The sequence below is a fragment of the Lentzea miocenica genome (assembly GCF_033949945.1).
GTDB classification, from domain to species: domain Bacteria; phylum Actinomycetota; class Actinomycetes; order Mycobacteriales; family Pseudonocardiaceae; genus Lentzea; species Lentzea miocenica.
On sequence record NZ_JAXAVW010000006.1, the window covers coordinates 28,170 to 53,068 of the forward strand.

At 68.6% G+C, this 24,899-nt stretch carries 28 protein-coding genes; 10 read left to right on the forward strand and 18 right to left on the reverse strand.

All coding sequences use genetic code 11. The features are described 5' to 3' along the window. Positions 1-47 precede the first annotated feature (47 nt). Positions 48-983, forward strand: a complete 936-nt coding sequence (locus tag SK803_RS08805) for an aldo/keto reductase (RefSeq protein WP_319965322.1) — start codon at positions 48-50, stop codon at positions 981-983. 6 nt (positions 984-989) lie between these two features. Here SK803_RS08805 and SK803_RS08810 read toward each other — a convergent pair whose 3' ends face one another. The 4 genes from SK803_RS08810 to SK803_RS08825 form a co-directional block, all read right to left on the reverse strand. After that, entirely contained in the window at positions 990-1,202 is a 213-nt protein-coding gene (locus SK803_RS08810) for a DUF5703 family protein (protein ID WP_030475146.1), read from the reverse strand. After that, a complete protein-coding gene (locus SK803_RS46495; protein WP_406601507.1) occupies positions 1,199-1,831 on the reverse strand; it encodes a YncE family protein in 633 nt (210 codons plus the stop codon). The genes SK803_RS08810 and SK803_RS46495 overlap by 4 nt, the downstream gene beginning before the upstream one ends. A 156-nt stretch (positions 1,832-1,987) precedes the next feature. Further along, positions 1,988-2,668, reverse strand: coding sequence for a carbonic anhydrase (locus SK803_RS08820; RefSeq protein ID WP_319965604.1), 681 nt, complete (start codon positions 2,666-2,668; stop codon positions 1,988-1,990). Positions 2,669-2,718: 50 nt separating this feature from the next. Continuing rightward, the gene (locus tag SK803_RS08825) at positions 2,719-3,684 is read right to left on the reverse strand and encodes an aldo/keto reductase (RefSeq protein WP_319965323.1); all 966 of its coding nucleotides are present in this window, start codon (positions 3,682-3,684) and stop codon (positions 2,719-2,721) included. A gap of 72 nt (positions 3,685-3,756) precedes the next feature. Between SK803_RS08825 and SK803_RS08830 the strand changes: the two genes are divergently transcribed. Genes SK803_RS08830 through SK803_RS08840 form a run of 3 tightly spaced genes read left to right on the forward strand, consistent with a single transcriptional unit; the run spans position 3,757 to position 6,332 of the window. Next, the gene (locus tag SK803_RS08830) at positions 3,757-4,806 is read left to right on the forward strand and encodes an LLM class F420-dependent oxidoreductase (RefSeq protein WP_319965324.1); all 1,050 of its coding nucleotides are present in this window, start codon (positions 3,757-3,759) and stop codon (positions 4,804-4,806) included. Further along, positions 4,803-5,630, forward strand: coding sequence for an undecaprenyl-diphosphate phosphatase (locus SK803_RS08835; RefSeq protein WP_319965325.1), 828 nt, complete (start codon positions 4,803-4,805; stop codon positions 5,628-5,630). The genes SK803_RS08830 and SK803_RS08835 overlap by 4 nt, the downstream gene beginning before the upstream one ends. A gap of 9 nt (positions 5,631-5,639) precedes the next feature. After that, positions 5,640-6,332 (forward strand): histidine phosphatase family protein, encoded by a 693-nt coding sequence (locus tag SK803_RS08840; protein WP_319965326.1) that lies wholly within the window; start codon positions 5,640-5,642, stop codon positions 6,330-6,332. Here the strand turns inward: SK803_RS08840 and SK803_RS08845 are convergent. Both SK803_RS08845 and SK803_RS08850 read right to left on the reverse strand, forming a co-directional pair. After that, positions 6,304-7,476 (reverse strand): RNA polymerase sigma factor, encoded by a 1,173-nt coding sequence (locus tag SK803_RS08845; protein WP_319965327.1) that lies wholly within the window; start codon positions 7,474-7,476, stop codon positions 6,304-6,306. The genes SK803_RS08840 and SK803_RS08845 overlap by 29 nt on opposite strands. Further along, a complete protein-coding gene (locus tag SK803_RS08850) occupies positions 7,473-7,847 on the reverse strand; it encodes a YciI family protein (protein WP_319965328.1) in 375 nt (124 codons plus the stop codon). Before SK803_RS08850 ends, SK803_RS08845 begins: the two co-directional genes overlap by 4 nt. Positions 7,848-7,954: 107 nt before the next feature. Here SK803_RS08850 and SK803_RS08855 point away from each other — a divergent pair, with 107 nt between their 5' ends. Next, a complete protein-coding gene (locus tag SK803_RS08855) occupies positions 7,955-8,404 on the forward strand; it encodes a YybH family protein (protein ID WP_319965329.1) in 450 nt (149 codons plus the stop codon). A gap of 243 nt (positions 8,405-8,647) precedes the next feature. Here SK803_RS08855 and SK803_RS08860 read toward each other — a convergent pair whose 3' ends face one another. The 4 genes from SK803_RS08860 to SK803_RS08875 all read right to left on the reverse strand — a co-directional run bounded on the left by SK803_RS08860 (position 8,648) and on the right by SK803_RS08875 (position 13,018). After that, positions 8,648-10,120: a M4 family metallopeptidase gene (locus tag SK803_RS08860; RefSeq protein WP_319965330.1), complete on the reverse strand. Its 1,473-nt coding sequence runs from the start codon at positions 10,118-10,120 to the stop codon at positions 8,648-8,650. 365 nt (positions 10,121-10,485) lie between these two features. Continuing rightward, the gene (locus tag SK803_RS08865) at positions 10,486-11,604 is read right to left on the reverse strand and encodes a site-specific integrase (protein WP_319965331.1); all 1,119 of its coding nucleotides are present in this window, start codon (positions 11,602-11,604) and stop codon (positions 10,486-10,488) included. Next, positions 11,601-12,647, reverse strand: coding sequence for a threonine aldolase family protein (locus SK803_RS08870; RefSeq protein WP_319965332.1), 1,047 nt, complete (start codon positions 12,645-12,647; stop codon positions 11,601-11,603). The genes SK803_RS08865 and SK803_RS08870 overlap by 4 nt, the downstream gene beginning before the upstream one ends. Continuing rightward, positions 12,647-13,018 carry a DUF4180 domain-containing protein gene (locus tag SK803_RS08875; RefSeq protein WP_319965333.1) on the reverse strand — a complete coding sequence of 124 codons (372 nt, stop codon included), beginning with the start codon at positions 13,016-13,018 and terminating at the stop codon, positions 12,647-12,649. Before SK803_RS08875 ends, SK803_RS08870 begins: the two co-directional genes overlap by 1 nt. Positions 13,019-13,236: 218 nt before the next feature. On the opposite strand from SK803_RS08875, the gene SK803_RS08880 reads away from it, so the two are divergent. Continuing rightward, complete coding sequence (locus SK803_RS08880; protein ID WP_319965334.1) at positions 13,237-13,959, forward strand: alpha/beta hydrolase; 723 nt, start codon at positions 13,237-13,239, stop codon at positions 13,957-13,959. A 61-nt stretch (positions 13,960-14,020) separates the two neighbouring features. After that, on the forward strand, positions 14,021-14,995 hold the full coding sequence (gene add / locus SK803_RS08885) for an adenosine deaminase (RefSeq protein WP_319965335.1): 975 nt from the start codon (positions 14,021-14,023) through the stop codon (positions 14,993-14,995). Here add and SK803_RS08890 read toward each other — a convergent pair. The 4 genes from SK803_RS08890 to SK803_RS08905 are packed head-to-tail and all read right to left on the reverse strand — an operon-like array spanning position 14,962 to position 16,652. Continuing rightward, complete coding sequence (locus SK803_RS08890) at positions 14,962-15,276, reverse strand: hypothetical protein (protein WP_319965336.1); 315 nt, start codon at positions 15,274-15,276, stop codon at positions 14,962-14,964. The genes add and SK803_RS08890 overlap by 34 nt on opposite strands. A gap of 23 nt (positions 15,277-15,299) precedes the next feature. Further along, entirely contained in the window at positions 15,300-15,446 is a 147-nt protein-coding gene (locus SK803_RS08895; protein ID WP_319965337.1) for a hypothetical protein, read from the reverse strand. Positions 15,447-15,461: 15 nt separating this feature from the next. Next, a complete protein-coding gene (locus SK803_RS08900; protein ID WP_319965338.1) occupies positions 15,462-16,013 on the reverse strand; it encodes a DUF4240 domain-containing protein in 552 nt (183 codons plus the stop codon). Positions 16,014-16,070: 57 nt separating this feature from the next. After that, positions 16,071-16,652 carry a DUF4240 domain-containing protein gene (locus SK803_RS08905; RefSeq protein WP_319965339.1) on the reverse strand — a complete coding sequence of 194 codons (582 nt, stop codon included), beginning with the start codon at positions 16,650-16,652 and terminating at the stop codon, positions 16,071-16,073. Positions 16,653-16,880: 228 nt separating this feature from the next. Between SK803_RS08905 and hrpA the strand changes: the two genes are divergently transcribed. Together hrpA and SK803_RS08915 are read left to right on the forward strand one after the other, a co-directional pair. Next, positions 16,881-20,747, forward strand: coding sequence for an ATP-dependent RNA helicase HrpA (gene hrpA / locus SK803_RS08910; RefSeq protein ID WP_319965340.1), 3,867 nt, complete (start codon positions 16,881-16,883; stop codon positions 20,745-20,747). A 17-nt stretch (positions 20,748-20,764) separates the two neighbouring features. Then, positions 20,765-21,292: a hypothetical protein gene (locus SK803_RS08915; protein ID WP_319965341.1), complete on the forward strand. Its 528-nt coding sequence runs from the start codon at positions 20,765-20,767 to the stop codon at positions 21,290-21,292. Here SK803_RS08915 and SK803_RS08920 read toward each other — a convergent pair. After that, positions 21,266-21,643: a winged helix-turn-helix transcriptional regulator gene (locus tag SK803_RS08920; RefSeq protein WP_319965342.1), complete on the reverse strand. Its 378-nt coding sequence runs from the start codon at positions 21,641-21,643 to the stop codon at positions 21,266-21,268. The two genes, SK803_RS08915 and SK803_RS08920, sit on opposite strands and share 27 nt — an antisense overlap. On the opposite strand from SK803_RS08920, the gene SK803_RS08925 reads away from it, so the two are divergent. Next, the gene (locus SK803_RS08925; RefSeq protein WP_319965343.1) at positions 21,638-21,973 is read left to right on the forward strand and encodes a YybH family protein; all 336 of its coding nucleotides are present in this window, start codon (positions 21,638-21,640) and stop codon (positions 21,971-21,973) included. The two genes, SK803_RS08920 and SK803_RS08925, sit on opposite strands and share 6 nt — an antisense overlap. A gap of 7 nt (positions 21,974-21,980) precedes the next feature. Here SK803_RS08925 and SK803_RS08930 read toward each other — a convergent pair whose 3' ends face one another. Genes SK803_RS08930 through SK803_RS08940 form a run of 3 tightly spaced genes read right to left on the reverse strand, consistent with a single transcriptional unit; the run spans position 21,981 to position 24,820 of the window. Then, positions 21,981-22,796, reverse strand: a complete 816-nt coding sequence (locus SK803_RS08930; RefSeq protein ID WP_319965344.1) for an ATP-binding cassette domain-containing protein — start codon at positions 22,794-22,796, stop codon at positions 21,981-21,983. Continuing rightward, positions 22,793-23,794, reverse strand: a complete 1,002-nt coding sequence (locus tag SK803_RS08935) for an ABC transporter permease (RefSeq protein ID WP_319965345.1) — start codon at positions 23,792-23,794, stop codon at positions 22,793-22,795. Before SK803_RS08935 ends, SK803_RS08930 begins: the two co-directional genes overlap by 4 nt. Before the next feature lie 3 nt (positions 23,795-23,797). Further along, positions 23,798-24,820 carry a sugar ABC transporter substrate-binding protein gene (locus SK803_RS08940; protein ID WP_319965346.1) on the reverse strand — a complete coding sequence of 341 codons (1,023 nt, stop codon included), beginning with the start codon at positions 24,818-24,820 and terminating at the stop codon, positions 23,798-23,800. Positions 24,821-24,899: the final 79 nt, after the last annotated feature.

Genomic DNA, 24,899 nt, shown 5'->3' on the forward strand with positions numbered 1-24,899 from the left:
CTGAGCGGGACTCCCTCCGTTTTCGCTCGGCGGTGATGCTGTGGATCATGCGATATCGGTTGTTCGGGCGGACGGGTCTGCGGGTGTCGGAGTTGTTGCTGGGCACCATGACGTTGCGCTCGGAGGAGGACGCGCGGCGGGTGATCGACGTGTACGCCGACGCCGGCGGGAACTTCCTGGACACGGCTTCGGCGTACGGGGAGAGCGAGGAGGTGCTCGGCGCGGTGCTGCGGCGGCGGGACCGGTTCGTGGTGGCGACGAAGTACACGTTGTCGCGGGACGTGCGGGATCCGAACGCGGGCGGGAATCACCGCAAGAACCTGGTGCTGTCGCTGGAGCAGTCGTTGCGGCGGTTGCGGACGGACTACGTGGACGTGCTGTGGGTGCATCTGTGGGATCGCCACACGCCGGTCGAGGAGACGATGCGGGCGCTGGACGACGTGGTGCGGGCCGGGAAGGTGCTCTACGTCGGGGTGTCGGACGCGCCGGCGTGGTTCGTGGCGCGGGCGAACACGCTGGCGGAGTGGCGGGGCTGGACGGCGTTCGCGGGGTTGCAGGTGCCGTACAACCTGCTGCGGCGTGATGTGGAGCGTGAGTTGCTGCCGATGGCGTCGGCGTTGGGGATGAGCGTGGCGGCGTGGTCGCCGTTGGCCGCGGGAAAGCTTTCCGGCGGTACGCAGCGGGCGGGCCGGCTGACCGAGCGGGAGGAGGGTGCGGCGTGGGCCGTGCGCGCGGTCGCGGAGGAGCTGGGCGCGACGCCGGCTCAGGTGGCGCTGGCGTGGGTGCGGTCGTCCGGTGTGCTGCCGTTGGTGGGCGCGCGGACGCCGGAGCAGGTCGCGGACTGCCTGGGCGAGGTGGTGCTGCCGCCGGAAGCGGTCGCGCGCCTGGAGGCGTCGGCCCCGTTCGAGCGGGGCTTTCCGGCGGACTTCATCGCGGAGTGCGAGGCGAGTCCGTTCGCGTTCGGTGAGGCGGTGGTCAGCTGACCGGGGTCAGGTGATCAGTCCTGGTACCAGTGCCGGCTGGCGCTTGCGGCGCAGCCAGATCTTGCGGGAGCCGTCGCCGTAGAGCAGCGTGCGGGACAGTTCCCAGCCGGCGAACTCGGCGTGGATGGCCAACTGCGTGGTCGCGGTGCGGCGTGAGATTCCCGGCGGCAGACGCAGCGGCCGGTACTCCCAGTCCCCGTCGATCACCCCTTCGTTCATGGCGAGATCACCTGTATCCCTCCGTTGTCGCCGGACGTGACCGTCACACGTCCGGAGTCCTGGTCGACGCTGACCGTGTTGGGCTGACGCACGGTGGGGAACCGGTGCTTCTCGGTCGGTTCGCCACCGGCGACGTTGAGTCCGACGACCTCGTTGCGCTCGGTGAGCGTGATCCACGCGATGTCGCGCTTGGCGTCGTAGGCGATGCCATAGGGCGAGCCGGGCACGGGGTAGCGCTGGCGCATGATCAGCGGGTTGATGGAGAACGCGATGAACTCGCCGCCGCGGGTGTCGACGACGAGCAGCCGTCCGAAGCGGTCCGGCACGCCGTTGGTGGCGCCGTCTCCCGCCCGGATGCCGGCGCCCCTGGTCTCGGTGCCCTTGTCGTCGGTGGTCATCTCGAACACCGCGCTGCGCAGCCGGTCGAGCTCGACGTTGCGGCCGTTGACCTGGAACTTCAGCGTGGTGTCGCCCTCGGTGAACGTGCCGCCGGGCGTGATCTGGCCGGGCGGGGTGGCGTTCTGGGCGGGGGAGTGGGCCGGTTTCGCGGCTTCGAGGGTCTCGGCTACCTGCAGCGGATCCTGTGACCCCTCGCTCTGGCCGCACGCTGCCAGCGTGGCGGTGGTCAAGATCAGAGCTACGAGCCGGCGCAAGATCGGTTCCTCTCCCAAGGTCGTGGACTTCCAGCATCCCTGACGAGCGGTCACAGGTCACGCAAGGGGTCGGGTGAAACCTCGGTTGGCCGAATCCGTTGGTTATCTCTATCGCTTCAGTGTTACCTAAAACTAATGTTTTTCAAGTTCAACCACCCTGCCCGAACTCAAGTCGTAAGAAGCCGCAATGAGACCAAGGGCGTTCCTGGCCATGGCCGTGCGGATGATGACGCTGCGTTCTTGCAGGATCTCGGCGGTGCGGAGGGCTTGTTCGGCGACGCACGCGGCGAGGAACGCGCGGTCGTCCGGGTGTGGGGCCGTGGCGCGGACGGCGGGTTCGATGGTGCGGACGAGCGTGCTGATGTCGCCGGTGACGTGGCCTTTTCCGCGGATGACGTCGATGGTGGCGCTGACGGCGCCGCAGCCGGCGTGGCCGAGGACCACGACGAGGGGAACGTGGAGGTGTTCGACGGCGTACTCGATGCTGCCGATGACGCTCGAGTCGAGGACTTCGCCGGCGGCGCGGATGGTGAAGATGTCGCCGAGGCCGTCGTCGAACACGATCTCGGGTGGCACGCGGGAGTCGGCGCAGCCCAGGACGCAGGCGAAGGGGTGCTGGCCGTCGACGAGTTGTTCGCGCCAGTGGCCGGTGGCGTGGGGGTGGATCTGGTGGCCTTCGACGAACCGGGCGTTGCCTTCGAGGAGGCGGTTCCAGGCGTCGTCGGCGGCGCGGGGCTGGGCGCCGGCTGCGGGTGTGCTGACCAGGGCGGTTGTGGTGAGGCCGACGAACGCGCGTCGTGTTAATCCGGGCACGGCGCGCAAGGTAGACCTACTCCGTTCGGCCTAATGTCCCGGGGTGTGTGTCAGGGCATGGGGCGTTCGGGATAGCCGAGTTCGATGGCGCTGACGTCGTCCAGGGCCGCGCGGATCGCGGGTGGCAGCGTCAGCTGCTCGGCCTCCAGCGAGGCGATCAGCTGGTTCGTGTCGCGTGCTCCCACCACGGGTGCGACCACGCCGGGCCGGTCGCGCACCCAGGCGAGGGCGACGCACAACGCCGAGGTTCCGAGCCCGTCGGCGGCGGTGGCGACGGCCTGGACGATGCGGGCCGCTCGCTCGTTGCGGTGCTGTTCGACGTACCCCGCGAAGTGCGCGGACGCGCCGCGGGAGTCCGGTGGGGTGCCGTTGCGGTACTTGCCGGTGAGGACGCCGCGGCCGAGGGGTGCCCATGGGAGCAGTCCGAGTCCGTGGTGCAGGGCGGCGGGGGCGACTTCGCGTTCGATGCCGCGTTCCAGCAGGGAGTACTCGACCTGGGTGGAGGTGAGCGGGTACGTCGAGGGGGTGAGGACGGCGGTGGCGAGTTGCCAGCCGCTGTAGTTGGAGATGCCGGCGTAGCGGACCTTGCCGGAGGAGATTGCCTGGTCGAGGGCGGAGAGCGACTCCTCGATCGGCACGTTGACGTCCCAGGCGTGCAGTTGCCACAGGTCGATGTGGTCGACGCCGATTCGTCGCAGGGAGCCGTCGAGGGCGGACAGCAGTGCGCCGCGGGAGGCGCCGCCGCCGAAGGGGCCTTCGGTGCGGCGGGCGACGGCTTTGGTGGCGATGACGAGTTCGTCGCGGGGGACGATTTCGCCCAGGAGGCCGCCGAGGATGCGTTCGGCTTCGCCTTCGGTGTAGACGTCGGCGGTGTCGATGAGGGTGCCGCCGGCGTCGGCGAAGGCCATGAGCTGGGTGGCGGCCTCGTCCGCGTCGGTGTCGCGGCCCCACGTCATCGTGCCCAGTGCCGTCCTGGACACGCGGAGGCCGCTGCGGCCGAGGTATCGCTGTTCCACGTGCGCGATGCTAAGGGGTGATCATCGGCTGAGCCTGGCAATCGGTGTTACTGACCGGTAGGGTCACGGCTCGTGAAGCTCGGACTGAACCTCGGATACTGGGGCGCCGGCAACGACGCCGCGAACCTTGAGCTGGCCAAAGAGGCCGACCGACTCGGTTTTTCGGTGGTGTGGGCCGCGGAGGCCTACGGTTCCGATGCGCCGACGGTGCTCGCGTGGGTGGCCGCGCAGACCGAACGGATTGACGTCGGTAGCGCGATCTTCCAGATTCCGGCGCGGACGCCGGCGATGGCGGCGATGACCGGGGCCACTTTGGACACTTTGTCCGGTGGCCGGTTCCGGATGGGTCTCGGCGTGTCGGGTCCGCAGGTGTCGGAGGGCTGGCACGGTGTGCGGTTCGACAAGCCGTTGGCGCGCACGCGTGAGTACGTGGAGATCGTGAAGAAGGCTCTCTCGCGCGAGAAGTTGCGTTATGAGGGTGAGCACTACACGTTGCCGCTTCCGGATGGTCCCGGTAAGGCGTTGCAGCTGACGGTGCACCCCGTGCGGGACCAGATTCCGATCTACCTGGCTGCTGTGGGTCCGAAGAACCTGGAGCTGACGGGTGAGATCGCGGACGGCTGGCTGGCGATCTTCTTCTCGCCGGAGTACTCGGCGGAGTCGCTGGCGAGTGTGAAGGCGGGCCGGGAGAAGGCCGGGCTGACGATGGACGGGTTCGACGTCGTGCCGACGGTGCCGTTGATCGTCGGTGAGGACTGGAAGGCGTGTGCTGATCCGGTTCGTGCGTACACGGCGCTGTATGTCGGCGGTATGGGTTCGCGCAAGCAGAACTTCTACAACAACCTGATGGTGCGCATGGGTTTCCCGGCTCAGGCCGAGGAGATCCAGGAGAAGTACCTGGCGCGTGACTACGCCGGTGCGATGGCCGCGATTCCGCTGGAGTTCCTGGACGCGACGTCGTTGCTGGGCCCGAAGGAGCGCATAGCAGACAAGATGAAGGCGCTCGCTGCCGCGGGGGTCACCACGCTGTCCGTTTCGCCGATGCTGCAAGATCTCGAGCAGGGGATCGCGGGCCTTCGCACCGCGGCCGAAGCTTTGGATCTGGCAGGAGTGGGTAGTTGAGCTGGTTGCAGGCTCTGGTCCTCGGACTGGTCCAAGGACTGACGGAATTCCTGCCGATTTCCAGCAGTGCGCACCTGCGCATCACGTCGACGCTGTTCTTCGGCAACGACGCGGGCGCCTCGTTCACCGCGGTCATCCAGCTGGGTACCGAGGTGGCGGTGCTGATCTACTTCGCCAAGGACATCGGGCGCTTCATCAGCGCCTGGTTCCGCGGCCTCTTCAGCGCGGAGGCGCGCAAGGAGAAGGATTACAAGCTCGCCTGGTACGTGATCATCGGTTCCGTGCCGATCTCTGTTCTCGGTTACCTGTTGAAGGACGAGATCCGGACGTCGGCGCGGAACCTGTGGATCACGGCGACGATGCTGGTGGTGTTCGGTCTGCTGCTCGGTCTGGCGGACCATCTGGCCAAGCATCAGCGGGACGAGTTGCGGATGAAGGACGCGATCGGGATGGGGCTGGCGCAGGCGCTGGCGCTCATCCCGGGCGTGTCCCGTTCGGGTGGCACGCTGACGGCGGGTCTGTTCCTGGGGTTGAACCGCGAGGCGGCGGCGCGGTACTCGTTCCTGCTGGCGATTCCGGCGGTGTTCGGGGCTGGGTTGTTCTCGATCCCGGACGTGCTGGAGCGCTCGGGTGGTGGTGAGCAGGCGTCGATTCCGCAGATGATCGTGGCGACGCTGATCTCGTTCGTGGTGGGTTACGCGACGATCGCGTGGTTGTTGAAGTACGTTTCGAAGCATTCTTACTCGGCGTTCGTGTGGTACCGGTTGATGCTGGGTCTCGTGCTGATGGGGCTGCTGTCGATGGGGTTGCTGCAGCCGATCTAAGGTGGGTCCGTGGCCACGGTGATCCTGCTTCGACATGCTCGTTCGACCGCCAACGGTTCCGGTGTGCTCGCCGGGCGATCTCTCGGGGTCGGGTTGGACGAACGCGGTCAGGCTCAGGCCACGGCTCTGGTGGGCCGGTTGAAGGACATTCCGGTCGCGGCGGTGGTGTCGTCTCCGTTGCAGCGGTGTGAGGAGACGTTGGCGCCGTTGCTGGCGGATCGGTCGCTGGCGGCGGTGGCGGAGCCGGACGTGTCCGAAGTGGACTACGGCGAGTGGACCGGTAAGGCGTTGAAGGACCTGTTCAACGAGCCGTTGTGGGCTGTTGTGCAGCAGCATCCTTCCGCCGCTGTTTTCCCCGAGGGTGAGGGCCTCGCGCACGTGCAGGCTCGTGCGGTGGCGGCTGTGCGCGCGCATGACGCCCGGATCACCGCGGAGCACGGTCCTGGTGCGGTGTGGGTGCTGTGCTCGCATGGTGACGTGATCAAGGCCGTGCTCGCTGACGCTCTGGGTGTGCACTTGGACGGTTTCCAGCGGATCGTCGTCGATCCGTGCTCGATCTCGGTCGTCCAGTACACGCAGACGCGGCCGTTCGTGTTGCGGGTCAACGACAACGGGGGCGATCTGGCGGGTGTGGTGCCCGCGGCGCCGCCGCAGGAGGAGCCGTCGTCGGACGCTACCGTGGGTGGCGCGACCGGGAGCTGAGGTAACGCCGCTCCGGCACGCTCAGCGTCAGCTTCGCCGCCTTCTCGTACTCCTGCTTCGCCGCGTCGTGTTGTCCTTGCAGGTCGAGGAGATGTGCTTTGACGGCGTGTACCCGGTAGTGGTCGAGGTCCAGTGTGGACAGTTCGCCGAGTGCTTGCTTCGGGCCGTGGACCATGGCGACGGCGACGATCCGGTTCAGTGCGACCATCGGGCCGGGCGCGGTGACGGTGAGCAGGTCGTAGAGGCCGAGGATCTCGTGCCAGTCGGTGTCTTCCGCGGTCTTGGCTTCCGCGTGGACGGCCGCGATCGCCGCCTGCAGCTGGTACGGGCCGATTTTCGCGGTGTTGAGGGCGTTCTGGATGAGTTCGGTGCCCTCCGCGATGGCCTGCGGGTCCCATTTGGCGCGGTCCTGCTCGGCGAGTGGGATGAGCGCGCCCTGTTCGTCGGTGCGGGCGGGCCGGCGGGCGTCGGTGAGCAGCATCAACGCCAGCAACCCCGCGAGTTCGCCGTCCTGTGGTCGTCTGCGGTGCAGCTGGCGGGTCAGCCGGATGGCTTCGGCGGTGAGGTCGACTCGGACGAGGTCGTCGCCCGAGCTCGCGGTGGAGCCTTCGGTGAAGATCAGGTACAGCACGTGCAGGACGGCGGTGAGGTCCTGTGGTGCGCGGAACTTGGCGCCTTTGACCTTCTGCTTCGCGCGGCTGATCCGTTGCGCGACCGTGGCTTCCGGGACGAGGAACGCCCGGGCGATCTCGGCGGTGGTCAACCCTCCGACGGCTCGCAGGGTGAGGGCGATCTGCGAGGCCGTGGTGAGGCTTTCGTGGCAGCACATCGCGAGGATCGTGAGCGTGTCGTCCTGGGCCGGCGCCGGATCCGGCGGTGCGGGGGTGAGCGCGACGACCTTCTCCTCGCGCTGCCGTCGTGCGGTGTCGGACCGGTACTGCTCGATCCACCGTCTGCTGGCCGCGGTGATGAGCCAGCCCTTGGGGTTGTCCGGGACGCCCTGCACCGGCCACTGCTGGGCGGCGCCGAGCAGGGCTTCCTGCACGGCGTCCTCGCAGACGTCGAACTGGCCGTGGCGGCGGACGAGCACGCCGAGGACCTGCGGCGCGAGTTCGCGCAGCAGGCCCTCCAGGTGAGGCGTCACATGTCGTCCAGCATCAACATGTCCCACACCGGCCGGACCTCGATGCCGTCGTGGTGGGCGTCGGGCAGTGTGGCGGCGTGGGCGATGACCTGGTCGATCGTGTCGGCCTCGACCAGGTAGAACCCGGCGAGGTACTCCTTGGCCTCCGCGAACGGCCCGTCGGTGACCACGACCTCGCCGTCGCGGATGCTCACGCCCTTGCCGGTCTCCGGTCCGGGGAGGCCTTCGCTGACGATCAGCTCGCCGGACGCGCGGAGCTTGTCGCTGAGGTCGTAGTGGTCCTGGCCGAACTTCATCTGCTGCTCGTCGGCCAGCTTCTCCCAGGCGGCCCGCGACTTCGGGTTGCTGTAGATCAGGATCAGGTACTTCACTCCCTGCCTCCATCTCGTCGGCTCGAAAAAATCTTCTCACCGCCATGTCGAGACCGCGGGTCGTGTCTCGACATCGGTGTGTCAGCCAACTTGACGGAGGTTTCGAGATGACGCACACGCTGGTGCAGGACGAGGTCGCGATCCGCGCGTTGTTCACCGAGTTCGTGGAGGGCATGCGGGAGCGGTCGCCGTCCCGGATCGTGGCGCGGTACGCGGAGGACGCGGTGACGTTCACGCTGGCCCCGCCGCTGCGCAACACGGGTCTGGACGCCCGTGACCCGGAGGCGCTGGCCGGGTGGATGGCGGGGTTCGACGGGCCGATCACCGTCGAGCACCGCGACCTGGAGATCGTGGTGTCCGGTGACGTGGCGTTCGTGCACGGGTTGTCGCGGATGGCCGCGGTGCCGGTGGGATATCCGGAGGGGTTCTCGATGTGGATGCGCACGACCGTGGGGCTGCGGCGCCGTGACGGACGGTGGCTGGTGACGCACGAGCACCAGTCGGTGCCGTTCTACATGGACGGGTCGTTCCTGGCGGCGACCGACCTGGAGCCCTGAGCGTCGAGGACGCTCGAGGGTGTCGCCGATCTCGTAGTCCCGCGGGGTGACGTGTCCGAAGTGGAACCGCGCGGTGTGGTCGCTGACGTGCCCGCGGCGCGGGCACGTCAGTTCGCGGAGCTTGGGGTGGTTGTACATCCCCATGGGCACAGCAGATCAGGCGCCGTGGGTGTTCGCGACAGAACTGTGCCGAGGCCCGGACCGTGCAGGGGGTCGGTCCGGGCCTCGGCGCTCGTGGGGCGGCTACTTGACGTTGACCGCGGCCCAGGCCCGGTTGACCGCCGCGTACTCGGGCGACGAGGCGCCGTAGAGGTCGGCCGCGGCGGCGAGGGTGCCGGTGCGGGCGGCGGCGTACTTGGTGCTGGAGGTGAACTTGGTGGTCAGCGCGCGGTACCAGATCTTCTCGGCCTTGGCGCGGGTGATGCCGGTGACGGGCTGGCCGTCGACGGTGGGGGAGTCGTAGGCGACGCCGTTGATCGTCTTCTGGCCGCTGCCCTCGGAGAGCAGGTAGAAGAAGTGGTTGGCGATGCCGGAGGAGTAGTGCACGTCGACGTTGCCCGCGGTGGAGGACCAGTAGTCGAGGCTCTTGCCGTCCTTGGAGGGCTTGTCCATGTAGCGCAGCGGCTTGCCGTCGCCGCGGATGTCGATCTTCTCGCCGATCAGGTAGTCGCCGGCGTCGGCGGCGTTGGCGGCGTAGAACTCCGTGGTGGAGCCGAAGATGTCGCTGGTGGCCTCGTTGAGGCCGCCGGACTCACCGGAGTAGACCAGGCCCGCGGTGGCCGAGGTGACGCCGTGTGACATCTCGTGCGCGGCGACGTCGAGCGAGGTCAGCGGCTTGCGGTTCTGGGCTCCGTCGCCGTAGGTCATGCAGAAGCAGGAGTCGCTCCAGAAGGCGTTGCTGTAGTTGTTGCCGTAGTGGACCTTGCTCAGGGCGCCCACACCGTTGTTCTTGATGCCGCTGCGGCCGTGGATGTTCTTGTAGTAGTCCCACGTCTTCGCGGCGCCGAACGCCGCGTCGACTCCGGCGGTGGCCTTGTCGGTGTAGGTGCCGTTGCCCCACTTGTTGTCGGCGTCGGTGAACAGCGTGCCGGTGCCGGAGCTGTTGTTGAGGTTGTTCACGGCCTGGTTGCCGCGCGCGGGGTCCTTGAGCTGGAACGTCGAGCCCGACTGGGTCGTGCTGAGCGGGACGGTGCCGCTGAAGGTGGACTGGCCGGTGCCCTCCGCGACGTGGATGTCGTCGTAGGACAGCAGCGTCTCACCGGTCTTGGCGTCGGTGAACGTGTGCAGCTCGCTGGGCGTCTGGTCTTCCTTGACGCTGTGCTTGACGGTCTCCCACGCCAGCACGGGCGCGTGGTCCAGCGCGAACACGACGAGCTTCGCGTCGGCCTGCGCGGTGGCGGGCGCCGAGGTGTCGAGGCCGGCGAGGGAGGCCTCGGACGCCTTGGCGACGCTGCTGATCCGGCCGGCCTTCTGCGTGACGACGAGGTCGCCGCCGATGACCTTCAGGCCGTTGAGGGTGCGGTCGAACCGGAGGTGGTGCGTGCCGTCGGCGTCGCGCACGACGTCGCGGGGGACGAGCTGCTCGCCGCCGGAGAGGCCGAGGGCGGTGGAGATCGTCCCCGCCTGCTCGGCCGCGCTGGCTCCGAACGTGCCCGTGGCGGCCAGGGCCGCCGCGGACACCAGGGCGGTGGTGATGCCCATGGTTTTGCGCTTCATGAACGCTCCTTGTTCCGGTGCAGGGAGTGATCGCTCCGGCGTTACAGGGGTGCCGGGTCGAACACCGTGGAACATCCCGACCATCGTCGATGACCGGGCGTGGTGATCGTATTGCTCTCAGTGCATGCGACCAGCCACTCCCAGAATGCGAGATTGCTTCACGAATCGAGCTGCTTGCCTGGTCAGGAGATCGGAATTTGTCCGAATGGTGGAACAAAAGAGCAGCTCAACCACTGTGGAAACACAACGGAAACTTCCGGGTTCGACCGTGCCGACGGCCTAGCCCGCTGCACCGTTTGGTGCAGCCCTACCGGCGGGGATCTTGTTTAGAGTTAACCGCCCGCGCTGAGACCTGGGTCACAAGATCACAGGCCCAGGCGGGTCACGGCGTTGTCCTCGAGCGGGTTCGCGGTCCGGATGTAGCGGTGCACCGTCCGCGGATTCGTCCACCGGCCCTGCCGCATGATCTCCCGGTCGCTCGCCCCGCCCAGCGCCGCCTGCGTCGCGAACCCCGCCCGCAGCGAATGCCCGCCGAACAACGCCGGATCCAGCCCCGCCTTGAGCGCGTACCGCTTCACCAGCTCCGCCACCGCACGCCCCGACATCGCCTTGGTCCCGATGCCGCCGTGCCGGTTCACCACCGGGAACACCGCGCCCGTCCGGCGGGTCATCTCGTAGCCGTGGCAGCGGTGCAGACCGGTCTCGGCGATCTCCCGGCCGTCCAGCACGTCCGTCCAGTCCGCGAACGCGCACACCGGGCACGTCGGCCGGCGGCTCCCGCGCGGCAGCACCACCGACTGCTGGTGCTTGCCCGTCTGGTCCGTCTTCGTCGTTCCCAGCCGGATCAGCAGCAACGGCTCGTGCGTGCGCGGATCCACGTCCACGCTGACGTCCTCGAACTCGATCCGCGCCAGCTCGCTTCGGCGCAACGCGCCGGCGAACCCCACCAACAACAGCAGTGCGTCCCTCGCGCGCGCCGGACCGTCCTGCGGTCGTTCGTTCAGCAGCGCTTCCAGCGTGTCGAGCAGTACGGGCCGTTTGCGCCTGGGCTGCGCCTTGCGGCTACGGCGAATACCTCGCAACGTCAGCCGCACGACATCACTGCGCGTCGGGCTCGGCAACCCGTTCGCCGCGTGCACCGCCGAGATCGCCGCCGACTTGCGTTCCAGCGTCGACGCCCCGAACGCCGGCGACCCGTCCGGCTTGACGGTGTCCGCCGCGGCCGCCAGATAGACCGCCACATCGAGGGGATCCGCCGGCAACGCCTGCCGTCCCTCCGCCTGGCACCAGCCCGCCCACGCGATCCAGTCCGACCGGTACGCCCGCACCGTGTTCGGCGACTGCGCACTGCGCAGGTAGTGGCTCAGCGAGGCCGCCTGCTCGTCGTCGAACCGCTCGCGCACCCTCGCGAGCGCGTCGACGTCGATCAGCACCGAGTGCGAGACCCGGACCAGCGCGTGCTGGACGGGTTCGGGCAGGCTCACACCCGCGATGGTAGTCCTCTGATCAACTCCGCGACCTCCCGCGGCGCGAAGTCCAGCCCGCTGATCCCCACGCTCACCTCGAACGCGCACCGGCGCGGATCAGGATTGGACCGCGCGTACAGGAACAGCTTGATCCCCGTGTCCTCCACGAGCTTCCGCGCGGCCTGCTCGGCGTCCTGCTTGGACATCGGCAGGTGGACGTGGAACAGGGGAGTGGCCGGCACCTCCGGCGTGGTGTGCGCGAACCCGTCGTCGTTGATCGCCTTCGCCAACGCCCGCGCGTGGGCCCGGAACTCGCGCATCCTCGGCAGGTTCTCGTCCATGCCCATCAACGCGATCGCCGCCAGCGGCCACGCGTCCACGATCGCCCCGCCCAGCCTGCGCCGCCACACCGCGGCATGCTCGATCGTCTCCGCGTCACCGGCCAGCACCGCACCCCGCGCGCCTTCGAGTCCTTTGTAGAGCGACACGTACACGGTGTCGAACAGGCCCGCGATCTCCGCGAGCGACGCGTCGTACCCGGTCTGCGCCTCCCAGAGCCGCGCACCGTCACAATGCGCCGCCGCACCCTGCTCACGAGCCCACCGGGTCTGCGCCTGAAGGTCCTCGAACGCGGGCAACCGGCCGCCGATGTCCCGCTGCGGCAGTTCGATCACCACCGCCGCCAGCGGTTCGCCGACGGACTTCAGGTCGTCGAGGGTGAGCAGCGCGTGGCGGTCACCGGCCGGATGGAACCTCAAGCCGTGCACCGCGCTGTAGCCCTGGTTCTCCCACACGTGCAGATGCGTCTGCGGATGCCCCGCGAACGCGTGCCGGCCCGTCCGCTCGGCGTGCACCCGCAGCGCGCTCTGCTGCGCCATCGTCCCCGACGGGAAGAACAACGCGCGTTGCTTGCCCAGCAGGCCCGCGACCCGTTCCTCCAGCAGCCGCACCGGATCCTCCGGCCCGACCTCCGGCGTCATCCACTCGGTCAACCGCCGCAACACCTCGTGCGGCGACCGGCGCGGACCCGCGTAGCTCGACAACGAACGCAGGACGTCCATCAGGCGGCCGCACTCAGCCGCGCGTCCAGCTCCGCCTCATCGGCGACGAACCACAGCTGCCGGCCCTTGTTCGACTCGTAGACGAAGTCGCGCAACGCGGTGCTGGCCTCGACGTACCCGGCGATGTCCCCGACCACCACCACACGGAACCCGTACTGCTGGAACTTCTGCACCACCGCGCCCGCCACCCGCGTGCGCAGCACGAAGAAGTCCTCGGTCAACCGCTGGGCCGGCAACACCAGCCACTGCACGTCCTGCCCCCACAACGTGCCGATCAGATCCACAGCGGACTGCTCGTCGGTGATCGGCGGCCCGTCCGGCGCGCACATCAGGACCGTCGCGCCGTGGCGCGTCCGCACAACATCAGACATGACACCGAAACCTAGTAGCGCCACCCACCGCCTGTCGCCGCCAATTCCTGCGACGGAAGGGATCACCGCTTGATAGGGTCCCCGCACGCGATCGACCGGAGGAGGTGAGTCCCATCAACGCGGTGAACCCAGGTGGGCGCTCCTCCACACGTACGGCCTGACGCGTTCGACGCGCGTCGCCACGGGAGCGCTCCACGCATCCCGAAAGGCGAACGACCATGCGCTTCCTCTCCGAATCCACGTCCGACGGCGCCACCGAACGCGAGTTCGTCCACGACGGCGTTCCCGGCATCCTCTGGACCCCGGCCGGCACCGGCAGCCCGTCACGACTCGTGCTCGGCGCACACGGCGGCGGCCAGCACAAACGAGCCCCCCGCTCGGTGCAGCACGCCTCACGTTGCGTCGCGGCCGGTCTCGCGGTCGTCACCCTCGACTCGCCAGGCCACGGCGACCGGCCCCGATCAGCGCAGGACGATCAGTTCATCACCGACATCCGGTCCGGCATCGCCGCGGGCCAGGACGTCGCCGCGCTCCTGTCCGAGTACAACGCCCTGATGGCCGCGCGAGCGGTCCCGGAGTGGCGGTCCGTGCTGGACGCACTGCTCGGCCTTCCCGAGATCAGCGGCGACGGCACCGGGTTCTGGGGCATGTCGATGGGCAGCGCCATCGGCATCCCGCTCGTCGCCGCCGAACCCCGCATCCGCGCGGCCGTGTTCGGACTCGTCGGCGCGTCCGGCACCCTCGTGAACGCCGCGGCACAGGTGACCGTCCCGCTGCGGTTCCTGCTGCAGTGGGACGACCAGCTGATCGCCCGCGACGCCGGACTGGCGTTGTTCGACGCCTTCGGGACACGCCAGAAGACCCTGCACGCCAACCCCGGCGGACACCACGACGTGCCCGAGTTCGAGATGGACAGCGCCGTGCGGTTCCTCGCCCGGTAGCGCGGCAGCGCGCGGGAAATTGCCAGGCGCACGCGGGCGGGCCTGGGTAGCGTCGCGCCACATGCGCGATCTTGTGACGTTGCCCAAAGCCCACCTGCACGTGCACCTGGAAAGCACCGTGCGAGCGGACACCCTCACCGAACTCGCCGACCACCACGGTGTCGACGTGCAGGCGCGCACCGGGTCGTTCGACGACTTCACGCAGTTCGCCGCCCACAACGGGGCAGTGCGGGACTGCCTGCGGCGAGCCGAGGACTTCCACCGGATCGCGTACGAGTTCTGCGCCGAGGAAGCAGCGCAGGGGACCCGCTACGCCGAGGTCACGTTCACCGCTGCAGCGCACGGAGAACGGCTCGGAGATCCGGACATGCCGCTCGAGGCGGTGTTGTCCGGGCTCGCCGCAGGACAGACCGCCCACGGCATCGAATGCCGTGTGATCGTGGACCACCCCAGGAAGAGGTCGGTCGAGCGCTTCGAGGCCTCGCTTCGGCTCGCGACAATGCACCCACAGGTCGTGGCGATCGGGATGGCGGGAGCGGAGGACTACCCGCTGACGCCGTTCGCCGCTGTGTTCCGTGCCGCGCGAGAAGCCGGGATCGGGCTCGTGCACCACGCCGGGGAGTGCTGCGCGGCACCGAGTGTCGCCGAAGCCGTGACCGTCGGGCTCGCCGACCGGATCGGCCACGGGTTCCGCGCACTCGAAGACCCGGAGGTCGTCGCGCTGCTGCGGGACCGCGCCATTCCGCTCGAAGCGTGTCCGTCGTCCAACGTCGCGTTGGGACTGGTCGACTCACTCTCCTCTCATCCGTTGCCACTGCTGATCGACGCCGGGCTGACCGTCACGCTCAGCACCGACATCCCGTCCTCGACCGGCACCACGCTCACCGGCGAGTACCAGGTGCTGCGCGACGTGCTCGGCTTCGACGACGACACCATCACCGCGATCGCCACCAACGCCGTCGACGCCTCCTTCGCACCCGAGGACACCAAGACGGCGCTGCGTCAGGACATCGCCACCTGGCGCGCCGGCTCGTAACACACCAGGCCGTGCCGCGAGGCCAGCAACGCCACCAGATCCAGCACCTGCCGCTGACCCGGCCACACCACGTGCACGATCACCGCGTCCGTGCCCACCGTCAGCGCCTCGTTCCACGACACCGACGACGACGGATCCGGTGACGTCTGCCGCAACTCGCGCACGAACGCCGCCACCGCCGTGTCGAACGCGCCCAGCGGCGAGGACCGCAACTCCGCGTACCGCGCCGCCGCCTCCGCGAACGACGCCGGGCCAGGAGCCCGCCACACCACCACGTCCACCGGCACATCCCCAGGAACATCCACTACGGGAACATCCACGACTGGGACATCCACCACTGGGACATCCACCACTGGGACATCCACCACTGGGACATCCACCACTGGGACATCCACCACTGGGACATCCACCACTGGGACATCCACCACTGGGACATCCACCACTGGGACATCCACTTCGACGTCCATCACGCCACCTTCCCGAACAACGCGCCCAACCGCGGAACCCGCGCCGCGATCTCCGCCGGATCCGCGAAATCCCACTGCTCACCCGCCGGATCCGGCGACGCGAGCAGCTCACATCCGCGCTGCGCCAGCACCGGCTCCAGCTCACCGCCGAACGCCTCGGCCGCCACGTAGTCGAGGCCCTCCCAGTCCGGCCAGTCCGCATCGGCCCACGCGTGCACGCCACCACGCGACGCCAGCACCCGCACGTGCGGCAGATCCGCCAACGCGTCCGGAGACCCGACCACCGACTCGAACACCTCCCGGCCCTGACCGACCAGCCACGCCTGGAAGTAGAAGAACCCGTCGTCCGAGCACAGCCCACCGCAGATCACGTCGGCCGCCTGCCAGTGCGCCCACGTGTCCACCCGCCGCCGCACCTCGTCCAGGCGCAGCGCGAACTCCAGGGCTTGCTCGCCGGCCAGCGCGGCGGTCAGCCACTCCAGCCGCTCGTCCTGGCCGGAGGTCTCCACAGCGGACCTCTCGACCAGGGCCCAGAACGCGTTCAGGTCCATGTGAAGCACGCTAGCGAGAGGGTCTGACAATTTTCGAAGCCCGGCTTCCGGCGCAGCTCAGGCGGCCTCCTCGAACCCCTGAGCCAGCTCCCACAACCGCGGCAACCGCACCGCGGCCTCCAACGGCGAGTCGAGATCCCACACCGCACCCGAGAACGGCCCCGCGTCCGTCACCGGCACACACCCCAGCACCGCCAGCGCGTTCGCCAGCGACCGCCCGGTGGCGGCGAAGAACGCCTCCCGCGCCACCCGCTCCAGCCCCTCCCACACCGGCCACGCCGCGTCCGGCCACGACTCCGCCCCGACCGCCAGCAACGTCCGCACCGCCGGCACCTCCGCCAACTCGTCCGGACAGCCCGCCACCGCCCCCAGCACCCCGCGCCCCAGCCCGATCAGCCACGACTGGAACGCGAAGAATTGCTCCGCCGAACACAACCCATCACACAGAACATAAGCCGCGTGCCAGTGTGAGAACGTGTTCACCCGACCACGAGTCGCACTTAACAACACCTCGAAACCAACAATGTCGCCCGGCAGCAGCGCGGCAAGCCGAGAGGTCAGCCACACGCGGCGTTCCTGCTGGTCAGAGGTAACGCGAGCCGACTCGTCGAGCAGGTCCCAGAAGACGTCGAGGTCCATACCCGCAACGCTATCGGAGGGGTCTGACAATTTCCGGAGTGCGCCGATCGGGCGAGCACGCACAATTCACGGGACAACAACACGCGAGCACGCAATCCACAGTGCGATACCGGCGAACGCCGAGGCACGCACCGTCCAGCCGCCATGGCCTGCTCCGGCGGCGGAGGTGACGGGGCCGGCCGATATTGGCGCGAACGATTTGAACGTCCTGACTATCCTTGAGCCCAAATGGACACCCCGCTCGCTGAACTGCACAAACGCCTGCCCGAGCTCATGCCGCGTGATCAACGCCGGCTCGCCAGGCGCCTCGACGGCGTACGCAGGGTCAAGGACCCGCTCGCCCGCAAGAAGATCACCGAGGAGATCGCCTCCGAGATCGACGAGGCCGCCCTCAAGGTCGAGGTGCGCCGGGAGTCCGTTCCCAAGATCACCTACCCGGCCGAACTGCCGGTCAGCCAGCACAAGGACGACATCAAAGAGCTGATCGCGAACAACCAGGTCGTGATCGTCGCCGGCGAGACCGGGTCCGGCAAGACCACCCAGCTGCCCAAGATCTGCCTGGAGCTGGGCCGCGGCGTCATCGGCCAGATCGGGCACACCCAGCCGCGCCGGATCGCCGCGCGCACCGTCGCCGAACGCGTCGCCGAGGAGCTGAACACCAAGCTGGGCGACGCCGTCGGCTACAAGGTCCGGTTCACCGACCAGTCCGGCGACGACACCCTGGTCAAGCTCATGACCGACGGCATCCTGCTCGCCGAGATCCAGACCGACCGTACGCTGTCGCGCTACGACACGATCATCATCGACGAGGCCCACGAACGCAGCCTCAACGTCGACTTCCTGCTCGGCTACCTCAAACAACTCCTGCCGCGCCGCCCCGACCTCAAGATCGTGATCACCTCGGCCACGATCGACCCGCAGCGGTTCAGCCAGCACTTCGAGAACGCCCCGATCATCGAGGTCTCCGGCCGCACCTACCCCGTCGAGACCCGCTACCGGCCGCTGGAAGAGGACGACGACCAGACCCAGGGCATCATCAACGCCGTCCACGAGCTGCAGGCCGAAGGCCCCGGCGACGTGCTGGTGTTCCTGTCCGGTGAACGCGAGATCCGCGACACCGCCGACGCCCTCAAACAAGAGGACCTCCGCAACACCGAGATCCTCCCGCTCTACGCGCGGCTGAGCGTCGGCGAGCAGCATCGGGTCTTCCAGCGCCACACGGGCCGGCGGGTCGTGCTCGCCACCAACGTCGCCGAGACCAGCCTCACCGTGCCGGGCATCAAGTACGTCATCGACCCCGGCAACGCCCGCATCTCCCGCTACAGCCACCGCCTCAAGGTCCAGCGCCTGCCGATCGAGCCCATCAGCCAGGCCAGCGCGAACCAGCGCAAGGGCCGCTGCGGCCGCGTCAGCGAGGGCATCTGCATCCGCCTGTACTCCGAAGAGGACTTCGAGGCCCGCCCGGAGTTCACCGACGCGGAGATCCTGCGCACCAACCTCGCCAGCGTCATCCTGCAGATGACCAACATCGGCCTGGGCGACGTCGCGGCGTTCCCGTTCATCGACCCGCCGGACTCGCGCAACATCAACGACGGCATCGGCCTGCTCCAAGAGCTCGGCGCCATCAACGCGGCCGAGAAGAAGCTCACCGCGACCGGCCGCAAACTCGCCGCGCTGCCCGTCGACCCGCGCCTGGGCCGCATGGTGCTCGAAGCCGACACCACCGGCTGCCTCAAAGAGGTCATGATCATCGCCGCGGCACTGTCCATCCAGGACCCCCGCGAACGCCCCGCCGACCAGCAGGAAGCCGCCACCCAGCAGCACGCCCGGTTCGTCGACAAGGAATCCGACTTCGTCACGTTCCTCAACCTGTGGCAGTACCTGAAGGAACAGCAGAAGGAACTGAGCGGCAACCAGTTCCGCAAGCGCTGCAAGGCCGAGTTCCTCAACTACCTGCGCGTGCGCGAATGGCAGGACATCTACCTGCAGCTGCGGCAGGTCGCCAAGCAGATCGGCATGCACCTCAACGAGCAGCCCGGCGACCCCGGCAACATCCACATCGCGCTGCTGTCCGGCCTGCTGTCCCACATCGGCGTCAAGGACGTCCTCAAAAAGCAGGCACCGGGCGACAAACGCCGCCCCATGACGGAGTTCCTCGGCGCCCGCAACACCAAGTTCGCGATCTTCCCCGGCTCCGCGCTCGCGAAGAAGCCACCGCAGTGGGTGATGGCCGCCGAACTCGTCGAGACCAGCCGCCTGTGGGGCCGCATCGTCGCCAAGATCGAACCCGAATGGGCGGAACGCCTCGGTGAGCACGTCGTCAAACGCCAGTACTCCGAACCGCACTGGGAGACCAAACGCGGCTCCGTCGTCGCCCTGGAGAAGGTCACGCTCTACGGCGTGCCGATCGTCGCCGGCCGCAAGGTCAGCTACGGCCGCATCGACCCCGAGCTGAGCCGCGAGCTGTTCATCCGCCACGCGCTCGTGCAGGGGGAGTGGACCACCCACCACCGGTTCTTCCACACCAACCGCGCGATGCTCGAAGAGGTCGGCGAGCTGGAGAACCGGGCACGGCGGCGCGACATCGTCGTCGACGAGGAAACGCTGTACGAGTTCTACGACAAGCGGGTCGCCGCCGAGGTCGTCTCCGCGCGGCACTTCGACTCCTGGTGGAAGAAGCAGAAGGACAAGAACCTCCTGACCTTCACCAAGGAGATGCTGGTCAACGACCGCGCCGACGTCAGTCCCGAGGCCTACCCCGACCAGTGGCGCCAGGGCGAGCTCACGCTGCCGCTGAGCTACCACTTCGAACCCGGCACCAAGAACGACGGCATCACCGTCCAACTGCCGCTGCCGGCGCTCACCAGCCTGGACGACGACGCGTTCTCCTGGCAGATCCCCGGCCTGCGCCACGAACTCGTCGTCGCGCTGATCCGGTCGCTGCCCAAGCAGATCCGCCGCAACTTCGTGCCCGTCCCCGACGTCGCCACCGCCGTCCTCGCCCGCATCGACCCCAAGGACACCAGCCTGCTGACCGGTGTCGAACGCGAGCTCCGGGCGCTCACCGGCGTCACCGTGCAGCGCGAGGACTGGCAGTTCGACGCCGTCCCCGACCACCTCAAGCTCACCTTCCAGGTCGTCGACGAGCAGAACCGCACCCTCGCCGAGGGCAAGGACATCGCCGCGCTCAAGGAGAAGCTGCGCGACGAGGTCCGCGAGTCGCTGAGCCAGGCCGCCGGCCACCTCGAACGAACCGGCCTCACCACCTGGGACTTCGACGCCCTGCCCCGCACCATCGAGCAACGGCAGTCCGGCATCACCGTCACCGCCTACCCCTCACTCGTCGACCAGAGCTCGGCCGTCGCGATCAAGGTCCTCGACACCCCCGGCCGCCAGGCCCACGCCCACCGCCGCGGCGTGCGCAGACTGTTGCTCCTGGGCATCAACTCCCCGGTCAAACACCTGCAACGCCACCTCGACAACGCCGCCAAACTCGCCCTCACCCGCAACCCGCACGGCGGCGTCGCGGCCCTGCTCGCCGACTGCATCATGGCCGCCGTCGACCGGCTCATGGGCGACCCCGCCTGGGACGCCAAGTCCTACGCGGCACAACTGAAGAAGGTCCAGGCCGCGCTCAACGACACCACCTGGGTCGTCGTCCAGGAAGTCCGCAAAGTCCTCGAAGCCGCCCACGAGGCCGAGCTGAAACTGACCGCCCTGAAAGGCGCCCCGGACTCGGTCGCCGACATCCGCGCCCAGCTCAACTCGCTGGTGTACAAGGGATTCGTCACCCGCACCGGCTACGACCGGCTGCCGGACCTCGTGCGGTACCTCAAGGGCATCTCGCGGCGCATCGAGAAGCTGCCGGAGAACCCGCGCCGCGACCTCGACTGGACCGCCAAGGTGCACCAGGTCCACGCCGAGTACCGGGAGCTGCGCGCGCAGACACCGGCCGACGAACCCGCGCCCGAGCTCGACGAGATCCGGTGGATGATCGAGGAACTGCGGCTGTCGTACTTCGCGCAGACCATCGGGACGCGGTACACGGTCAGCGACAAACGCATCTACAAAGCGCTGGACGCCGTGCCGTTGTGAGCGGGCTACCGTGGAGCATGAACTTCACGGAGGATTCCACGTGGGTGATCTCGAGCGGCGACGGCGGCACGTTTCCCCTGTTCGTCCGTGACGCACTGGGCATCAGCACACCGATGGCGGACTCGATTCCGCGCCTGGCACCGCCGGTCCCGCGCCTGACCGGCGTCGAGGTGCCGGGGCTCGCACAGGGCTGGGACCGCTGGTGGCTCGAGTGCGCCACTGGGTCCAGCCACGAGCCGGTCGGTGTTCCCAACCACCTGCGCGCCGCCTATACGCGATGGAGCGACCCGCGGTCACTGCAGTCCACATACATCAGGGACGAGGTCCGCAGGACCTTCTCGGCCTCGCTGCACGAGGTGGTCACCGAGCTCCAGGAGGAACTGGGGCGCCAGCTGGTCTTCTCCCTCGACGTCCTGCAGATCCCCGTCGAGGGACAGTTCTGGCGGCGGCTCCAGCGCGACAGGGTGCTCGTCTCGGAAGAACTGCTGCTGTCTCGCAACGTCATCGCGCCGCTGGAGTCAGTGATCCGCGAGCTCGCTCAGTAGCGCCTCACCCGTCCGGTACAGCTCGACCAGCAACGGCCGCAGCAACAACCCCTTCGACGTCAACGCATACGACGTTCGCACCGGGAAGCCGGGGGAGCGGGAGCACGACACCACACCCTGCGCCACCAACGAGTCCAGCCGCTCCGTCAACACCTTCGCGCTCAACGACGGCAAACCGGCCCGCAGCGCCGAGAACGACCGCGGCCCGTCCATCAGGTCGCGCAACACCAGCGTCGCCCACCGGCCGCTGATCGCCGCCAGCGCCACCTCCACCGGGCAGTCCGCTGTCGGACGGTCCCAGGTCACCGTTTGGTGACCCACTTCGGCGCGGGCGACGCTGTCGGCATGCACCCGTCCAGTGTGGCCCACGCGTTCGCCGAAGCGTTCAACGCCAAAGACACCCACGCCGTCGAGGCCGTCTACGAACCCGGCGGCCTGTTCGTCCCCGAACCCGGCCAGACCGTCACCGGAGCCGCCCGGCAGGCCGCCAACCAGCGGTTTCTCGACCTCGGCCTGCCCATCGACGTCAAGCCCCGGCACGTCTACGAGCACGACGGCATCGCGCTGCTCATCGTCGACTGGACCATCGGCGACGTGACCGGCACCGCCACCGACGTCGCGCGCAGAGGCGCGGACGGCCGGTGGCGGTACGTGATCGACAACCCCTTCGGCACGGCCTAGTCGCGGCCTAGTCCGGCGCCTGATCCGCGGTCGGTTCCGAGGTCGAATCCGATGTCGAATCCGGTGGTGGTTCCATCGCGCCGGTCATGATCGCCACCGCGTCCGACATCGACACGGACTTCGGGTCCACCACCGCCTTGCGGCGCCCGAGCCGCTGGATGTGGATGCGGTCGGCCACCTCGAACACGTGCGGCATGTTGTGGCTGATCAGGATCACCGGCAGCCCGCGGTCGCGCACCTGCAGGATCAGGTCCAGCACCGCGCGCGACTCCCGCACGCCCAGGGCGGCGGTCGGCTCGTCCATGATCACGACCCGGCTGCCGAACGCCGCCGCCCGCGCCACCGCCACCGCCTGGCGCTGGCCGCCGGAGAGGGTCTCCACCGCCTGGCCGGGGTTCTGGATGGTCATGATGCCCAGCGCGTCGAGCTGGCGGCGGGCCTCCTCGCGCATGCCGTTGCGGTCGAGCATCCGGAACACCGAGCCCAGCACGCCGGGACGGCGTCGTTCGCGGCCCAGGAACAGGTTCGCGGCGATGTCGAGCGACGGCGCCACGGCCAGCGACTGGTGCACGGTCTCGATGCCGGCCTCCCGCGCGTCGATCGGCGTCGAGAACGACACCTGCTGACCGTCGACGAAGATCTCGCCCTCGTCCGGGATGACCGCCCCGGACAGGGCCTTGATCAGCGACGACTTGCCCGCGCCGTTGTCGCCGATCACCGCGAGGATCTCGCCGGGCAGCAACTCCAGGTCCGACCCCGCGAGCGCGGTCACCTTCCCGTACCGCTTGACCAGGCCGCGGGCCTGCACCACCGGCGTGGTCATGCCTTCACCTTCCTGATCCACTGATCCAGCGACACCGCGACGATGATCAGCACACCCACCGCCATCGTCTGCCACAACACGTCCACACCCGCCAGCGCCAGGCCGTTGCGGAACACCCCGACGATCAACGCGCCGATCAGCGAGCCCACCACCGCGCCGCGGCCGCCGAACAACGACGTACCGCCGATCACCACCGCGGTGATCGAGTCCAGGTTGTCGGTCTGGCCCGCCTGCGGGCTCGCGGAGGCGATGCGGCCGATCAACGTCCACGCCGCCACCGCGTAGATCAGCCCCGCCATGGCGTACACCGACAGCAGGACCCGCGCGGTCCGGATGCCCGACAGGCGGGACGCCTCGAGGTCGTCACCCGTGGAGTAGACGTGGCGGCCCCACGCGGTGTTCTTCAGCACGAACGCCATCGCGCCCACCAGCAGCACCAGCATGATCGAGCCGTAGGTGATGCGCGTACCGGCCACGTTGATGGTCTGGCCGGTCCACAGCAGCAACGACGGCATGTCCGTGCCGCGGATCGTGGCGCTGGCCGAATACCAGAGGTTCAGCGCGAAGAACACGTTCAGCGTGCCCAGCGTGACGATGAACGGCGGCAGCTTCAGCCGCGTCACCAGCAGCCCGTTGAGCAGGCCGCACAACGTGCCCACCAGGAACCCCAGCAGCAGCGCCGGCAACCCCGGCAGCCCAGTCTCGGACGCCACCTTCGCCATCACGATCGACGTCAGCACCATGATCGCGCCGCACGACAGGTCGATCCCGGCCGTCAGGATCACGATCGTCTGCCCGACCGCGAGCGTCCCGACCACCGCGACCTGCTGCAGGATCAGCGAGATGTTGCCCGGCGTCAGGAACCGTTCCGACAGCAACGCGAACACGATCACCGACGCCAGCAGCACCACCGCCGGTCCGATCGTGGCCTGCGCGTGCAGCACGTGCTGCACGCGGGTCAGCAGCGAGCGGTCCCGCTCCTCCACCACGGCTGTCATCGCTCAGCCCCAGCAGTTCTGCAGGCCGAACGCCGAGTCCTTCGACTCGACCCCGTCAGCCGGCTGGTCGGTGATCAACGTGACGCCCGTGTCGGTGTTCTGCGGCTTCGAGCCGTCCTTCGCGAACTTCGTGACCGCCTCCACGCCCAGCTGCGCCATCTTCAGCGGGTACTGCTGCGACGTCGCACCGATCACCCCGGCCTTGACGTTGTTCACGCCGGGACAGCCGCCGTCGACCGAGACGATCACGACGTCCTTCTCCTTGCCCGCCGCCTTCAACGCCTCGTACGCGCCCGCCGCGGCCGGTTCGTTGATCGTGTAGACGAGGTTGATGCCGGGATCCTTCTGCAGCAGGTTCTCCATCGCCGTGCGGCCGCCCTCCGGCGCGCCGTCGGTCACGTCGTGGCCCACGATCCGCGGATCGGCCTCGTCACCGATGCGGTTCTTGTCCTTGACGTCGACGCCGAAACCCTCCAGGAAGCCCTGGTCGCGCTGCACGTCCACCGACACCTGGTTCGGGTTGAGGTCCAGCAGCGCGATCTTGGCCTGCTTGCCCTCCTTGGTGAACTTCGCCTTCGCCCACTGCCCGATCAGCAGCCCTGCCTTGTAGTTGTCGGTCGCGAACGTCGCGTCCGCCGCGCTCGCCGGCTCCAGCTGCGTGTCCAGCGCGATCACCAGCAGACCCGCCGCCCGCGCCTTGTCCACCGACGGCACGATCGCCTTCGAGTCGCTCGGCGTGATCAGGATGCCCTTCGCGCCGGAGGCGATCAGGTTCTCGATCGCGTCCACCTGCGACTGGTTGTCGCCGTCCTGCTTGCCCGCGAACGACTGCACCGTCGCGCCCGCCGACGAGGCCGCCTGCTGCGCGCCCTCCTTCATCTTCACGAAGAACGGGTTCGTGTCCGTCTTCGTGACCAGGCCGACCAGCGTGGCGCCGCTCGACGAACCACCACCGCCGTTCCCGCACGCCGCCACTGTCAGCGCCAGCAACGCCACCGCCGTCAGACCGAACGCTCTGCGCGACATGACTCCTCCTACGTCAACGTTGACGTAACCGGCCGCGCGTCGGAACTCGTGGTGAAGTGGGCGCGGTTACGCGGGTACT

Bases quoted from the DNA above. Each gene is read 5' to 3' on its own strand.
- hrpA (WP_319965340.1), top strand. From the start codon at position 16,881: ATGGACACCCCGCTCGCTGAACTGCACAAACGCCTGCCCGAGCTCATG.
- SK803_RS08940 (WP_319965346.1), bottom strand. From the start codon at position 24,820: ATGTCGCGCAGAGCGTTCGGTCTGACGGCGGTGGCGTTGCTGGCGCTG.
- SK803_RS08870 (WP_319965332.1), bottom strand. From the start codon at position 12,647: ATGGACGTCCTGCGTTCGTTGTCGAGCTACGCGGGTCCGCGCCGGTCG.
- SK803_RS08875 (WP_319965333.1), bottom strand. From the start codon at position 13,018: ATGTCTGATGTTGTGCGGACGCGCCACGGCGCGACGGTCCTGATGTGC.
- SK803_RS08860 (WP_319965330.1), bottom strand. From the start codon at position 10,120: ATGAAGCGCAAAACCATGGGCATCACCACCGCCCTGGTGTCCGCGGCG.
- SK803_RS08810 (WP_030475146.1), bottom strand. From the start codon at position 1,202: ATGAACGAAGGGGTGATCGACGGGGACTGGGAGTACCGGCCGCTGCGT.
- SK803_RS08895 (WP_319965337.1), bottom strand. From the start codon at position 15,446: ATGTCCCAGTGGTGGATGTCCCAGTGGTGGATGTCCCAGTGGTGGATG.
- SK803_RS08925 (WP_319965343.1), top strand. From the start codon at position 21,638: ATGCACCCGTCCAGTGTGGCCCACGCGTTCGCCGAAGCGTTCAACGCC.
- add (WP_319965335.1), top strand. From the start codon at position 14,021: ATGCGCGATCTTGTGACGTTGCCCAAAGCCCACCTGCACGTGCACCTG.
- SK803_RS08905 (WP_319965339.1), bottom strand. From the start codon at position 16,652: ATGGACCTCGACGTCTTCTGGGACCTGCTCGACGAGTCGGCTCGCGTT.
- SK803_RS08880 (WP_319965334.1), top strand. From the start codon at position 13,237: ATGCGCTTCCTCTCCGAATCCACGTCCGACGGCGCCACCGAACGCGAG.
- SK803_RS08930 (WP_319965344.1), bottom strand. From the start codon at position 22,796: ATGACCACGCCGGTGGTGCAGGCCCGCGGCCTGGTCAAGCGGTACGGG.
- SK803_RS08855 (WP_319965329.1), top strand. From the start codon at position 7,955: ATGACGCACACGCTGGTGCAGGACGAGGTCGCGATCCGCGCGTTGTTC.
- SK803_RS08900 (WP_319965338.1), bottom strand. From the start codon at position 16,013: ATGGACCTGAACGCGTTCTGGGCCCTGGTCGAGAGGTCCGCTGTGGAG.
- SK803_RS08935 (WP_319965345.1), bottom strand. From the start codon at position 23,794: ATGACAGCCGTGGTGGAGGAGCGGGACCGCTCGCTGCTGACCCGCGTG.
- SK803_RS08805 (WP_319965322.1), top strand. From the start codon at position 48: ATGCGATATCGGTTGTTCGGGCGGACGGGTCTGCGGGTGTCGGAGTTG.
- SK803_RS08915 (WP_319965341.1), top strand. From the start codon at position 20,765: ATGAACTTCACGGAGGATTCCACGTGGGTGATCTCGAGCGGCGACGGC.